This is a genomic window from Methanolobus sp. ZRKC5, assembly GCF_038446525.1.
Lineage (GTDB): Archaea > Halobacteriota > Methanosarcinia > Methanosarcinales > Methanosarcinaceae > Methanolobus.
Genome location: NZ_CP151792.1, coordinates 1,062,696 through 1,077,276 on the forward strand (window position 1 = coordinate 1,062,696; position 14,581 = coordinate 1,077,276).

At 39.3% G+C, this 14,581-nt stretch carries 14 protein-coding genes; 10 read left to right on the forward strand and 4 right to left on the reverse strand.

Annotated elements, in window-relative coordinates; genetic code table 11:
* Window positions 1–22 precede the first annotated feature (22 nt).
* The 4 genes from WN948_RS05050 to WN948_RS05065 all read left to right on the forward strand — a co-directional run bounded on the left by WN948_RS05050 (window position 23) and on the right by WN948_RS05065 (window position 4,126).
* Entirely contained in the window at window positions 23–1,195 is a 1,173-nt protein-coding gene (locus WN948_RS05050) for an iron ABC transporter substrate-binding protein (RefSeq protein ID WP_342305916.1), read from the forward strand.
* Between the two features lie 34 nt (window positions 1,196–1,229).
* On the forward strand, window positions 1,230–2,294 hold the full coding sequence (locus WN948_RS05055; protein ID WP_342305917.1) for an iron ABC transporter permease: 1,065 nt from the start codon (window positions 1,230–1,232) through the stop codon (window positions 2,292–2,294).
* A complete protein-coding gene (locus WN948_RS05060; protein ID WP_342305918.1) occupies window positions 2,291–3,043 on the forward strand; it encodes an ABC transporter ATP-binding protein in 753 nt (250 codons plus the stop codon). The genes WN948_RS05055 and WN948_RS05060 overlap by 4 nt, the downstream gene beginning before the upstream one ends.
* Window positions 3,044–3,283: 240 nt before the next feature.
* The gene (locus tag WN948_RS05065) at window positions 3,284–4,126 is read left to right on the forward strand and encodes a class I SAM-dependent methyltransferase (RefSeq protein ID WP_342305919.1); all 843 of its coding nucleotides are present in this window, start codon (window positions 3,284–3,286) and stop codon (window positions 4,124–4,126) included.
* Window positions 4,127–4,140: 14 nt separating this feature from the next.
* Here WN948_RS05065 and WN948_RS05070 read toward each other — a convergent pair whose 3' ends face one another.
* From WN948_RS05070 to WN948_RS05080, 3 genes are read right to left on the reverse strand one after another with little or no spacing between them, the layout of a single operon-like run.
* Window positions 4,141–4,674: a shikimate kinase gene (locus tag WN948_RS05070; RefSeq protein WP_342305920.1), complete on the reverse strand. Its 534-nt coding sequence runs from the start codon at window positions 4,672–4,674 to the stop codon at window positions 4,141–4,143.
* A 36-nt stretch (window positions 4,675–4,710) separates the two neighbouring features.
* Window positions 4,711–6,072, reverse strand: coding sequence for a PFL family protein (locus WN948_RS05075; protein ID WP_342306394.1), 1,362 nt, complete (start codon window positions 6,070–6,072; stop codon window positions 4,711–4,713).
* 11 nt (window positions 6,073–6,083) lie between these two features.
* Complete coding sequence (locus WN948_RS05080) at window positions 6,084–6,362, reverse strand: ACT domain-containing protein (protein WP_342305921.1); 279 nt, start codon at window positions 6,360–6,362, stop codon at window positions 6,084–6,086.
* A gap of 434 nt (window positions 6,363–6,796) precedes the next feature.
* Here WN948_RS05080 and WN948_RS05085 point away from each other — a divergent pair, with 434 nt between their 5' ends.
* The 6 genes from WN948_RS05085 (at window position 6,797) to WN948_RS05110 (ending at window position 11,216) form a co-directional block, all read left to right on the forward strand.
* The gene (locus WN948_RS05085; RefSeq protein WP_091937948.1) at window positions 6,797–7,003 is read left to right on the forward strand and encodes a DUF5371 family protein; all 207 of its coding nucleotides are present in this window, start codon (window positions 6,797–6,799) and stop codon (window positions 7,001–7,003) included.
* A 25-nt stretch (window positions 7,004–7,028) separates the two neighbouring features.
* A complete protein-coding gene (locus WN948_RS05090; protein ID WP_342305922.1) occupies window positions 7,029–7,517 on the forward strand; it encodes a type IV pilin N-terminal domain-containing protein in 489 nt (162 codons plus the stop codon).
* A gap of 201 nt (window positions 7,518–7,718) precedes the next feature.
* The gene (locus WN948_RS05095; RefSeq protein WP_342305923.1) at window positions 7,719–7,898 is read left to right on the forward strand and encodes a hypothetical protein; all 180 of its coding nucleotides are present in this window, start codon (window positions 7,719–7,721) and stop codon (window positions 7,896–7,898) included.
* A 505-nt stretch (window positions 7,899–8,403) separates the two neighbouring features.
* Window positions 8,404–8,946, forward strand: a complete 543-nt coding sequence (locus WN948_RS05100) for a hypothetical protein (protein WP_342305924.1) — start codon at window positions 8,404–8,406, stop codon at window positions 8,944–8,946.
* Window positions 8,947–9,213: 267 nt separating this feature from the next.
* Window positions 9,214–9,564: a DUF4870 domain-containing protein gene (locus WN948_RS05105; protein ID WP_342305925.1), complete on the forward strand. Its 351-nt coding sequence runs from the start codon at window positions 9,214–9,216 to the stop codon at window positions 9,562–9,564.
* A 197-nt stretch (window positions 9,565–9,761) separates the two neighbouring features.
* Window positions 9,762–11,216, forward strand: a complete 1,455-nt coding sequence (locus WN948_RS05110; RefSeq protein ID WP_342306395.1) for an IS66 family transposase — start codon at window positions 9,762–9,764, stop codon at window positions 11,214–11,216.
* A gap of 261 nt (window positions 11,217–11,477) precedes the next feature.
* Here the strand turns inward: WN948_RS05110 and WN948_RS05115 are convergent, their stop codons facing one another.
* Window positions 11,478–14,375, reverse strand: coding sequence for a FlaD/FlaE family flagellar protein (locus WN948_RS05115; RefSeq protein WP_342305926.1), 2,898 nt, complete (start codon window positions 14,373–14,375; stop codon window positions 11,478–11,480).
* Between the last annotated feature and the right edge of the window lie 206 nt (window positions 14,376–14,581).

Genomic DNA, 14,581 nt, shown 5'->3' on the forward strand with positions numbered 1-14,581 from the left:
TTACGAAAATGGAGACAAATAAATGAAAGAAATTAGAATAGAGACCATAGCATTTTTACTAATGCTAATAGTCGTTTCAACGTTGATTTCAGGTTGCATGGACAGTACATCAATGTCCCAGAGCCTCCAGACACAGGAACAAACAACAACATTCACTGTTACAGATGCGCTTGGCAGGACAGTAGAAGTCCCCGAATCACCTGAGCATGTAATATGTTCAGGATCAGGAGCCCTCAGGCTTCTAACATATCTTGAAGAAGAGGATAAAATAATCGCAGTGGACAGTATCGAAGCAAGAGATTCACTATACGATGCAAGACCTTACGCCCTCGCAAATCCACATTTCAGTACGAATTACACTATTTTTGGAGAATTCAGGGGAAATGACAATCCGGAAAAGATACTTGCACTTGACCCACAACCTGATGTTATACTCAAGACATATTCAACCTCAGGCTATGACCCGGCAGAACTTCAGGAAAAAACAGGCATTCCTGTGATTGTACTCAACTATGGAGACATGGTAAACAACAGGGAAAGTATGTACCAGAGTCTGAGGATAATAGGCGAGGTAATGGATAAAGAAGAGCGTGCTGAAGAAGTTATCTCATTCTTTGACGAGACCATGGCAGACCTCAATGAACGCACTGCAAGTGTGCCTGAAGATGAGAAAACTACATGCTATATAGGCGGTATTGCACGCGCAGGACCACATGGTCTTCAGTCCACCGAACCAACATATCCACCATTTCTTTTCACCAACGCACTGAATGTTGCATATGACGACATGGACCTCAGCACTGCAGAAGTTGCCAGGGAGAAAATTATTGAGTGGGACCCGGAGATTATATTTGTTGATCTGTCCACACTGCAATCAGAAGATGAGAACAGTGCCCTTTGCCAGTTGCAGAATGATAAGTCTTACCAACAACTTCAGGCAGTGCAATCAGGTAACGTGTACGGAATGCTACCTTATAACTGGTACACACAGAACTTTGGTTCAGTGCTTGCGGATTCATACTTCGCAGGAAAGTTACTCTATCCTGACAAGTTTGAGGACGTTGACCTTGAAGAAAAAACAACAGATATCTACACATTCCTGGTGTGTGATGGAGATGAGGAACTCGGAAAGGAAGTGTGTGCTCAAATGATCAACGCCTTTGGAACTCCTGCATTCACAGAACTGGATGTCTGAGTAACCGTAAAGCTAAGAGAAAACGGTGAAAGGAATGACTGGAACAGAAGGTGAAATAGCCCGTCGTTACAGAGAGCACACCGGCAGGAAAACTACATACATCCTGTCAGCAGTCGTGCTTCTGTTTGTAATGATGATAATCTCCATCTCAGTAGGACCCGTAGATATCCCACTACTGGAAGTTATACAGACACTCACAGGACACAACGATAGATGGACTAGTATCATATGGAACATACGTCTGCCACAGGTACTCACAGCCATCGTTGCAGGAGCTGGCCTGTCTGTAGCCGGGGTGGTAATGCAGTCAATACTCAGAAACCCACTTGGTTCTCCTTTCACCCTGGGAATATCAAATGCTGCAGCCTTTGGCGCAGCTTTATCAGTGATGGTTCTTGGAACAGGTTCCACACACAGCCATGTTGGTGATGCAGTGAGTATTAGCAATCCATATACTACTACTGCTGTGGCTTTTGTGTTTGCACTCCTGGTAACAGTCGTCATTCTGGCATTCTCAAGGATCAGAGGGAACACACCTGAAATAATGATCCTTGTGGGTGTGGCTATGGGTTCCCTTTTCTCAGCAGGGACAATGTTCCTGCAATATTTCGCCGATGACGTACAGCTTGCATCCATGGTCTTCTGGACCTTTGGAGATGTTTCAAGGGCAAGCTGGGAAGAACTGGGACTGATAACTGTCATTGTGGCAGGGTCGATACTCTACTTTACCTTGAATCGATGGAAATACAATGCCATCGATGCCGGTGATGAAACTGCAAAAGGACTGGGCGTGAATGTAGAAAAAGTAAGGATCAAAGGGATGATGTGCGCCTCCCTGGTAACGGCCATAATTGTTGCATTCCTTGGTGTTATCGGTTTTGTCGGATTGATATGCCCACATATGGCACGCCGGATTATCGGTGATGATCATCGTTTCCTGATAACAGGAAGTCTGCTCATAGGGGCACTACTTCTGCTTTGTGCCGATACCGTAGCAAGGGTAATGATTGAACCATATCAGTTACCAGTTGCGGTTCTTACATCATTTTTAGGTGCACCCACATTTATTTACCTGATACTTGGAGGGAGAAGAATATGATACTTGATGTAGACGGAGTGGAATTCCAATATAAAAGTAAGGAAGTACTGAAGGATATCAAATTCCAGCTTAAAAGGAATGAGATATTATCAATACTCGGACCTAATGGTGTCGGAAAAACCACACTGCTGAAATGCATGAATGCGATTCTTAAACCAAAGAGAGGAACTGTCCTTATAGAAGACGAGGATATCCTCAAGCTGGAACAGATAGAGATTGCAAGAAGACTTGGATATGTCCCACAGAGATGCGAACCTGCCAGACTGACTGCTTTTGATGCGATACTTCTTGGAAGGATGCCACATATGAAATGGAACATTAGCCCGGAAGATGTAATGATCGTAGAAGATACTATTAAGAAACTACATCTTGACGACATGGCTCTGAGGTACATAGATGAACTCAGCGGAGGAGAACTTCAGAAAGTTGGCATCGCACGTGCAATCGCACAGAATCCTAAACTGCTTTTGCTGGACGAACCCACAAGTAGCCTTGACCTTAAGAACCAGCTTGAGATACTTGACACAGTAAGAGACGTTGTAAAGAAAGAAAATGTGTCTGCAATCATGACGATGCACGACCTTAACCTTGCCTTCAGATATTCTGATAAATTCCTGTTCCTGAAAAATGGCAGCATCTTTGCAGCAGGTAGTATGGGAGACATTACACCGGAAATTATCAAAGAGGTGTACGGAGTACCTGTAACTATACAAAACTACCAGAATGTGTCAGTGGTAATACCAGTTTAAGAAAAAATAAATGGTAACTATTCAGCCTACCACAATTAGCCTATTGATACTGATTTAATCAAAACGGAGATGTTTGCTCACTAACAACCTAAGAATCAAAAAAGCAATCAATGGCAACAATCAAAATTAATGATCCTAATAAAATGTAGGTCTCAACTTTTTGTCAAGATTGCTATTGATAGTGTTTTTATCAGGCTGAATAGTTACAAATAAATTAACAAAAAATAAAAGAGAATCATCATGGACTATAATAGTATAGATTGGAGCGATGTCTGGATAGAGCAAATGGAAAGACATCTTGAAAGCGGGAACAAAAAGAAAGCTTCAATATGGGAAGATAAAGAGAGTGCTAAAAGGTTCTGGGAAATGTCACAGAAAGATAACCAGAAGCGAGCCAGAGAAACTCTCAAAAGCCTCCATATCACCCCGCAATCCAGAGTACTCGATATCGGAGCGGGACCAGGAACACTCGCAATTCCCATTTCAGAAAATGTGAAACACGTAACAGCTATTGAGCCTTCAAAAGGTATGATAGAAGTCATGGAAGAGAACATATCCGATTATGGACGTGATAATATATCCATTGTCAAAAAGAGATGGGAAGACATTGATGTTGAAAATGACCTCGATGAACCTTATGATATAATTCTTGCATCATTCTCCCTTAGTATGCCCGACATCCGCAAAGCAATTGAGGATATGCAGGCAGCAGCTTCAGGATATATCTACCTATACTGGTTTGCCGGTGATACATCATGGGACATGCATTCAAAAGAAATATGGCCCCAACTGCACGGAAAGGAATATCACTGCACACCTAAATGCGATATTATCTATAACTTACTGTACCAAATGGGAATCTACCCCAATATGGAAACCTTCACACTTGGACGCACTGAAATATACGCAGACATGGATGAAGCAATAGATGATTTGGCAAATCACTTCTCACTAACAACAGAAAAACAGCGTGAAATACTCGAACAATATCTGGAAGAGAATCTCAGAAAGGAGAATGGCAATTACATTTATGATGCACGTTCCACAAGGGTGAAAATGTGGTGGAACACACGGGATGAGTGATATTCATCTGGCTTTCATCTGATATTTGTATCATTATCTGCATCATTTTCTGGCAAGACTTTTGCCATTATCTTTTTTGCAACGTCCACTAATTTATCTTTTCTGCCAACTTCAATAACGTGATCTGCAAATGACCTGTAAAGGACAGTCCTTTCACCATACAAACCACTCAATCCTTTTTCTTTCAGACCTACTACGCCCCTTGTAGCAAGATTGGACAGCCTCATTACAATGGTACCAAAGGGAACATCCAGATACACGACAACTGACCTTGACTTTAGAAATTGCATTGCTTTTTCAGAATAAACGACACTTCCACCTGTTGCAATGATGCAATTGTCCTTCAGATCAAGTCCAAGTATACTTTGCTCTTCTGCCCTTATAAGAGCCATATCACCCAGATCATTGACAATGTTCTGCAGACCTGTACCTGATCCACCTATCACAAGTTTATCTGTATCGATAAACTCATAATCCAGAAGAGATGCAAGCTTCTGTCCTGCCGAACTCTTGCCTGCACCAGGCATACCTATCAGAGTGATTATCATGTGAACGTCTCATGTACTTATTAAAGGGTTGGGGATTCAATTTGTAAGTGACTGTATAGGAGCAGGTATTCGACCACCTCTTGAGATGAACTGCTCTGAACTGAACTTATGTACCGGCATAACCGGAGCAGTTCCAAGAAGACCGCCAAACTCGATCATATCTCCTACTTTTGTCCCTGGTGCAGGTATTACCCTTACAGCAGTTGTCTTCCTGTTGATCATTCCTATTGCCATCTCATCTGCAATTATAGCAGCCAGGGTTGAAGAAGGAGTATCACCCGGAACTGCGATCATATCAAGACCGACAGAGCATACACTGGTCATTGCCTCAAGTTTATCCAGTGAAAGGGAGCCACGTTGTACAGCCCGTATCATGCCTTCATCCTCACTCACAGGAATGAATGCACCACTGAGTCCACCAACGGAAGATGATGCCATTGATCCTCCTTTTTTGACCGCATCATTAAGAAGAGCAAGTGCGGCAGTGGTTCCATGAGTTCCACAGCTCTCCAGCCCCATAGCTTCCAGGATGGCGGCAACACTATCACCCACAGCAGGAGTTGGTGCAAGAGACAGATCCAGCACACCAAACTGTGCATGGAGTCTGCGGGCAGCTTCTTTGCCTACCATTTCACCCATTCTTGTAATCTTGAAAGCAGTCTTTTTAATGCACTCTGAAATATCCCCAAGTGTTGGGTCTTTGAGCGCGCGCACTGCAGAGTTAACAACCCCGGGACCGCTTACACCTACATTAATAACACAATCAGGTTCGCCAATTCCGTGGAAAGCACCGGCCATGAACGGATTATCTTCAGGAGCATTGGCAAAGACAACAAGTTTAGCGCAGCCGATGCCTGAATTATCTTTTGTCATCTCAGCGGTCTCTTTTATAACTTTACCCATCAGAGCGACAGCATCCATATTGATGCCTGCTTTAGTTGTTGCCACGTTTACAGAAGAACAGACTTTATTAGTACTTGCAAGAGCCCGGGGAATAGAATTTATAAGTTTCATGTCACCAGGAGTCATTCCTTTCTGAACAAGAGCACTGAAACCACCTATGAAATCAACACCTGTATCTTCGGCAGCCCTGTCCAGTGTCTGAGCAACAGATGTGAAGTCTGTAGCGTCACAGCTTTCCGCAACAATTGCAATTGGAGTCACTGATATTCTTTTATTGATTATTGGGATTCCGTAAAGGTTCTGTATTTCATTGGTTGTCTTCACGAGGTCCTTTGCATAATACATTATCCTGTTGTAGACATTCTCATTGAAAGTATCTATATCAGGGTGACTACAACCTCGCAAATTGATGCCCATGGTGACAGTCCGTATGTCAAGATTCTCGTTGCTCACCATTTTAATTGTTTCAAGTATTTCTTCAGGATGGATCAGCATGGACATACACCTCAGATCCTATGCATGAAATGGAATGCATCTTCATGCTGGACTTTTACCTCAACACCAAACTCTGCACCTTTATCAGACATAGCCTGCTGGAAAGCTGCCAGGTCAAAGTTCTCTTCTTTTATCTGCGCCAGCATTATCATTGTGAACAGGTCGTCCATGATAGTCTGGCTGATGTCCACAATGTTGACATTATATAGTGCCATGACCTGCGTGATGCCCGCAACGATACCAATCTTATCAATACCAATAACTGTGATTATAAAACGACTAGATGACATGAATGTTCCTTCTTTGAATAATTTTTAAGAGGCTACCAGATAGCATAATAGACAGGATGCTATTTTGACTTTGCTAATGAAATACTCTGTTAAAAAGATGTCCTTAAACAGGCTCAAATAAAAATACCTTTGCTACCAACAGAATCATTTAAGGTTAAAGAAAAACAAAATCATTCTGATGGACTAACCACATCTATATGAATAATATATATGAAACCAATGAAAAGTATGAATATTTTGATTTATTTTATACGAATAAATTCACAAACTGAATATATTAGTATAAATATATAATAACATACGCAAAAGAAAGGGCCTTAACAAACCTAATTGAACATAGGCAACAAAGTTTATATATAAATTTCATTATGATTATTATGATGATGGTTTGAAAGAATATGTTCATCAGATGATTCAAACAATCAGGAGATACAATGGTCAAAATTGTACACGCACAAACTGTACTTACGGAAGATGAACTTGCGGCTTTAAAGAAGAAATGTAATGAGTCGTCAACTAAAGAAGCCCTGAGTATGGCGGTGCAACATTATCTCGAGTGCGAATATACCGACCTCGACGATAAAATGTGGACCAAGAAACTTGAAAAAGTGGTCCAAAAAAAGAAACAGAAGAAACTATAACTTCTGAACAAGAGAGGAACAAACTATGAGTAAAGCAAACCAATTTTTAGATGAGGATGCAGTATCCCCGGTCATTGGCGTTATCCTGATGGTCGCAATCACTGTAATCCTTGCTGCAGTTATCGCAGCATTCGTATTCGGCATGGGCCCACCAGAACAGGCACCACAGGCAAGCTTGAGAGCAAGCGCTGACAACATCGACAGCGGCATCACAGGCATTAAGCTTGAGCATCAAGGTGGAGACGCTGTTGTTATATCAGATTCAAGAACAAAGCTTACACTTGATGGCACAGCTGTAACGATTCTACTTGATGACACTAATCAATCATTTGATGCTGGAGAAGTAATGTATGTGACAAAAGATGACAATGGATTCTACATTGACAACTTTAAGAATACATCATCAAGTTTCACAAATCAGTCAAATATCGTCACAGCAGGTGAAACGGCCAACCTCAAGATAATTGATGTGACCAGCCAGCAACTTATTACTGACATAGAAGTCAGATTCTAAACTTAAATTTAATGACGCATCTTGCGTCATCTTTTCTTTTTTTGCACTCCGATTATTTTAGGTAAATATATATAGTTTCCAGATACACACATTCTTGTAAATAATTATATTCAGGAAGTACCATATTTAATTATGAATATTTATTAAAGAATTCCTGAAATGTCATTAAGGACATGATATACATTTATAAGGAGAATTATTATGAGTAAAACTAAAATTGGAGTCAATGAGAACATAGCTGGAGTTATAGCCTACATTCTTGGGTGGATTACAGGCCTCATTTTATTATTTGTAGAAAAGGAAAATAAATTCGTACGTTTCCATGCAGCTCAGTCTACTGTATTGTCTGCTGGATTGTTTATTTGTAACTATTCAGCCTGATAAAAACACTATCAATAGCAATCTTGACAAAAAGTTGAGACCTACATTTTATTAGGATCATTAATTTTGATTGTTGCCATTGATTGCTTTTTTGATTCTTAGGTTGTTAGTGAGCAAACATCTCCGTTTTGATTAAATCAGTATCAATAGGCTAATTGTGGTAGGCTGAATAGTTACGTTTATTTTAAATATTGTTCTTGGTTTTCTTGATGGCATAGCATATATTGGATTTATTTTTTCATTAATATCAATGCTTGTGGCATTACTATACTTTGTACTATGGATATTCCTTATGTATAAAGCCTTTAAGGGCGAGATGTACAGACTGCCAGTAATTGCAGACTATGCTGACAAATTGGAAGCAATGTTCTGAGATCTGCAATTAAACTTTGATAAAATTGTATAATGTTTGCTGACCAGTCCGGTCTGCAAACCTATTTTAGATAAGTATATATACATTCCAGATACATAACTTCTTTGTTAATAATTATATTCAGGAAGTGGTATGTTGGATTATGAAGTAGCTTTAAAGAACTCCTGGAATGTTGTGAAAGATAACCTCGTAACATTTATAGTTGGTTTATTGATAGCCGCTTTAGGCTCAATATTGATAGTTACCATTGCACCTCTTGCCTATGGATTTACTTCCATGGCAGTAAAGGGAGCAAGGGGAGAAACAATAGAGATCAGTGATGTATTTGCAGGTTTCAACAAGGATGATTTTATCAGAAGCTGGGTATATATGCTGATCTACTTAGTCATTGCCGGAATACTTGGACAGATCGCATCCATACTCTCAACGATAGTAGGAATACTTTTCATGTTCGCACTGCCTTTACTCGTAATAAAAGGATATGGTGGCATTGAAGCAATAACAGAGAGTATTGAAATTATCAAAGCTAATCCTGTTGAAAGCTTAGTAGTATATGCCATAACGCTTGTCTTTTTTGTAATCGGAATGATTCTTCTGGGATTCGGTGTGCTTATTACAGGACCTATTGCTACAGTATTCCTTGCAAATGCAACATTTGAGCTTGCAGAGAATTGAGTAAAATAAAAATATCAAAATGCTGTAAGCATTCGTTTACAGCTATTTATTTTATTAATCAATCATTAGATAAGTTCAAATCACAAAATTGCAGAATTTTTTCAATGATATGAATTACATAAATGATTTTAGATGGGTTTTAATAGTACCTTGGTACAAAGTGCTTAAAAATTATATTTAAATATGTCGTTGTTCTTCTTATTGTGATTTTAGCTCAATGAAAAAGAAACTAATGACAACATATACAGATCTATAAGGAGAATTATTATGAGTGAAACTAAATTAGGTGTAAGTGAAAACATAGCTGGAGTAATAGCCTATCTTTTTGGCTTAATTTCCGGTATACTTTTATTAGTTATTGAAAAAGACAACAAATTTGTACGTTTCCATGCAGCTCAGTCCACAGTCCTGAGCATAGCCATAATTATATTTTCAATTGTAATTATGATGGTCGGTTGGATACCAATTATTGGATGGTTAATTGCACTTTTGTCGATATTTGTGTACCTGGCTATATTCGTGCTATGGATATTCCTCATGTACAAAGCATTTACTGGTGAAATGTACAGGCTACCAATACTGGCAAATTATGCTGACAAATTGGAAGCAATGTTCTAAACAAAAATTACAACTTTAAAAAATAATAAAATGTTTCTGGCCAAACTGGCCTCAAACATCTATTTTATTAAAAAAAGATTGGTAACTATTCAGCCTGACTGTTTTAATGATGCAAAAAACAATATACTATGGCTTCATTCTATGTGTTAAAAAATATTCAGTAAAATATCATAAAAAACGTCTATCAATCTGAGGGGATTTGTATAGACCGCGAAGAAATACTTGCAGTTTATGAAGCTGGTCCAGAAGCAGTAGTAGAACTTGTAACTCGATTACTTGGGATAATTGAACATCAATCTCTCCAAATTGCACAACTTGAAGAGCGTGTCAGGCATTTGGAAGAAATGCTTGAAAAGAATAGTCGCAACAGTAGCAAACCACCTTCTACTGATTCTTATGCACGGAATAAACCAACCGTTAAAAGTCAAAGAAAAAAGACCAATAAGCATGTAGGTGGTCAAAACGGTCATCCTGGTACTACATTAAGAATAAATGATGATCCGGATGAAGTTATTGTTCATCCTGTTAATCAATGCGTCAATTGTGGGAGATCGTTAGCTTCTGTTCCCTCTAACTATGAAAGAAGACAGGTCTTTGACATTCCTCCTATAACTATCAATTGCATTGAACATCGTTGCGAGATTAAAACATGTCCCAAATGTTCTCATGTAAACAAAGCTCTTTTTCCAGATGGTGTAACTCAGCCGACTCAATACGGTCATCGAGTTAAGTCATTTGCAGTTTATTTGCACACTTACCAATTACTTCCTTATCAGCGTGTTACCAAGTTGTTCTCTGATATTTTGGGATGCAAGATAAGTCCTGCTACTTTGGTGAACACGGAACGTAGTTGTTTTGAGAAGCTTGGAGCTTTTGAAAATACAGTGAAACATCTCCTGAAAGAATCTCCTGTCATCAATCTGGATGAAACAGGAATGAGAATAAATGCAGTTCGTAATTGGCTTCATGTGGCAGGTACAGACAAACTGACCTATTATTTTGCACATCGCAAAAGGGGCTCAGAAGCAATGGATGCTATGGGCATATTACCAGGTTACACTGGTGTTGCAACACATGATTTTTGGAAACCGTACAACAAATATGAATGTCAACATTCATTATGTAATGCACATTTATTACGAGAGTTAACTGGAGCTTCCGAAAACAGGGATCAACAGTGGCCAAAGATAATGAGTGATCTCTTGATATGCATTAAACATCATGTTGATAATGATCTTTTAGATACTGAGCTAATTCAAAGGTTCAGTGAGGATTATGATCACATAACTTGTTTAGGAGTGAATGAAAATCCTCCTGATCCGGAATCAAATGTGCGGTCTAAAAAACGAGGACGTAAGAAGCAGACCACGGTAAAGAATTTGCTGGATAGGTTTATTGGCCATAAAGAGGATATCTTACGATTTATGTACGACCAAAACGTTCCGTTTGATAACAATCAGGCTGAAAGAGATATCAGAATGACGAAAGTACAGCAGAAGATATCAGGTACTTTCCGCAGTGAACAGGGTGCAAAAAATTTCTGCCGTATAAGAGGATACGTGTCTACTGTTAATAAGAATTCTGAATCTGTTATCGATGCAATTAGTGCAATATTTTATGGCAATTCATTTGTTCCAAAGTTGCAGAATTGATCGTGGATGAAGAAATCAGCTTGGTGGAAGTGAGCTAGGCTGAATAGTTACAAAGATTGTAACTATTCAGCCTGATAAAAACGCTATCAATAACAATCTTGACAAAAAGTTGAAACGTAAATTTCATTAGGATCATTTATTTTGATTGTTGCTATTGATTGCTTTTTTGATTGTTAGATTGTTAGTGAGCAGACATCTCTATTTCGATGAAATCAGTACCAATAGGCAAATCGTGCCAGGCTGAATAGTTACAAAAGATTTTCATATTCCGTATATTTCAGATCCCTTTTTAACCTTCTCAATGTCTCGTTCGATGACAGAAAGCCTGTTCTTATCAACTTTCATACCTGCAAGGCTCTCGATGAACCAGATTGATTTAACATGATCATCAGGTGTGAGCTTCCAGTCAGGTTTTTCCATATAGAAATCAATTCCATCGGCATAGTGGAGCAATTCCATTCTCACTTTTTCAGTTATCCATCCAAGCTCCTCATAGTATGAGAGTATGTCAGGAAGGTTATTGCGACCGACAAGTTCCATCAAAAACTCGAGCCACTCCATACAGAGTTTCATATTGCCTGAATTTTTGATTATGTTAGAAAGGTGGACATTTTGCCCGAATCCCTTGTAACTCCTCGCGCCAAGTTTTTTCAATTCACTTTCCACATACTCTGTAGTAGAATTGATCTTTTCAAGCATTGCAGCATTCTTCTGCTCAGATTTCTGCCTGAACTCCTGGAACTCAGAAGAGATATTACCCATATTATCGATCAATGAAGATATCGACCTTGAAAATTCCATTGAAGTTGATTTTGCATCGTCACTCGATTTTTCCATGGAAGTTATACTTGAAGCAATTGTATCCAGCTTACCTGAAACTTCATCGATACGGGAAAATTTTGATTCATTTTCCTGTAAGGATTCATGCAATTGAGCAAGAAGTGCAGTATAAGAATTCACAAGTCCGGAAATATCATCCTCCATCCGGGACAGATCAGAACTAACAGACGAATTGCCAGATTCTATTGCAACAAGAGTTGATTCAAAATCACTAAGCTTCTGAGCAACTATTCCAATATTAGATTCAAGTTCACCGACTTTCCCATTGTCCTGAGACAGAATCTCTTCATTAGCTTTTACAAGAGAAGATAAGGTCATATCCATACCTGAAAATTTACTTGAAAAGGTTTCTACTTCAGCACGGATAGAGCTAACTTGTAAACCCATGTCCCCAATATTGTCTTTTAAAATGTTGATATCGTTTTCTATCTCACCATACCTCTCATCTGCAACCTTCATACCATTTGGTTCTACTGAAAAAACCTCTGGTTGCGATTCAATTCCAAAAGAAGGAACATTAGGCTCAATATGAGAAACTAATTTCTCAATAGACAATACAGGTTCATCCTGATGCCTTACAATTTCATCTGCTATGACCATCTCAGGGTTACTATCCGGCAGTATCACCGAATCAGGAAAAACATCATTACCTACATCATTATCCACACCACTGACTACGAAATCAACAACCGGTGTGAATTTTACAAGCTCAGAATCAACACCTAAAAACCCAGGATCATCAGCCGGAACTGTGCCCAGAACATTATCAGAGGAAACAACTTCATCAATGGAATATTTATCATCCATTTCCATAATCGGATCATCTATGGGAGTTATTTTCCTGATATTCTCAACTGGTGCACGCCCCACTTCAACCTCAAAAGGATTTACCTGCGCATTATCCGTTGCTTTCTTTAAAGGTTCTGCAGGCGAAGAAAAGGAAGTAGCAGGAGAGGAAATGAAAGGATTGACGGAACTAACTGATTCATTTTCAAATGGTGACTGAGGTGAGGATGGATCATCAGGACCATTATAATAAGACTCATCTGATGTTGTATCTCCCTTCATATCCTCCATTCTTTCAATAAGACTCTTCCCTTTTGTCAGGTTTTTAATAAACCCTCTGGCAACTACAGATATTTCTTCAATGTTTTTCTTAAATGCAGCTACATTAACAGGGGACTTAGTTGATCCCTTCATGCCAGAATTATCATTTGGAGAAAATTGTTCATTACTGTGTAAATGTTCGCCAAATGGATTGGCCCCTATAATGGGACTGCCACCAAATGGGCTGGCTTCAACAATAGAAGTAGGTTCAAATGGATTTACACTAGCTACATGACCACCATCGAATGGATTGGAAACGGCTGCAGGGCTACCACCAAAAGGAGGAGATTCAGCAACAGGACTAGGGTCGAATGGATTGGAAACAACTGAAGGACTACCACCTAAAGGAGGAGAGTCAGTAGCCGGAGTAGGTTCAAATGGGTTGGAAACAGCGGCAGGACTACCACCAAAAGGAGGAGAGTTAACAACCGGAGTAGGTTCAAATGGGTTGGAAACAGCAGTAGGACTACCAGCAAAAGGAGGAGAGTTAACAACCGGAGTAGGATCGAATGGATTGGAAGCAACTGCAGGATTGGCACCATTAGCAAGAGCAGTAGCAAATTGATCAGGAACAGCCAAATTTCCATCGGATGGTACTAATGAGGGAAAAGAAGGAGGAGCATTTTGTTCAGACTCCTGTAAATTTGGCACCGATGTCTCAAGACCCTCTAAATGCTCTGTGCTGGTATTTTCAGGAGTGAATAGCTCAAATAGTGGAGGAGGAGAGCGCTTGTTATCAAAATCACGTGAATTAGCAGCAGTAGCCACAGAATGATCTGTATTCATGCCGGAAAGCTCAGGATTAAACAACGATTTAGAAATATCAGAAGCAATATTTTCTTTTTCATCTGATATGCCAGAAATGTTGGGAGTGTTCATGAATGGAGGTAAAGCAGATGGTAAAGAAATATTTTCTAAATTTAATTTTGTACCCTCACTCTTAATTTGGCCCAAAGCAGATAAATCGGGTAAATCTCCAAATGGAGTACTTGCCTCTGGAATCAAACCTGCCCCTACATCAGAAATGGGCTCATGAACCTCGATTTTTGCCTCTTCCATTGGAATATCAGCAAAAGCACTTGCTAATATATCAGGAATTTGTGGAGTTGAGCTCTTTTTTTTCTCAGAAACATCTGGTGACATCTCTACCTCATCAACTACAGATGACATAATCTCTGCTATTTTTTTATTCTCCCAGGGAAGTTCACTCATATAAACCAACTATTGATCAAAAAGTATTATTATAATCTCACGAATATTATATGCGCGATATTTATATAAAAGTTGCTCTTGACAGAAATAATATTATTAAAATGTAACTCTTTGATCCAATAACAAAAGAGTCTCAAAAAGAGTTTAGGCGAACGGGAATGATTGAGGGAATGGACGAGAGATGAAGAATGAAATTTGTGCTTAAT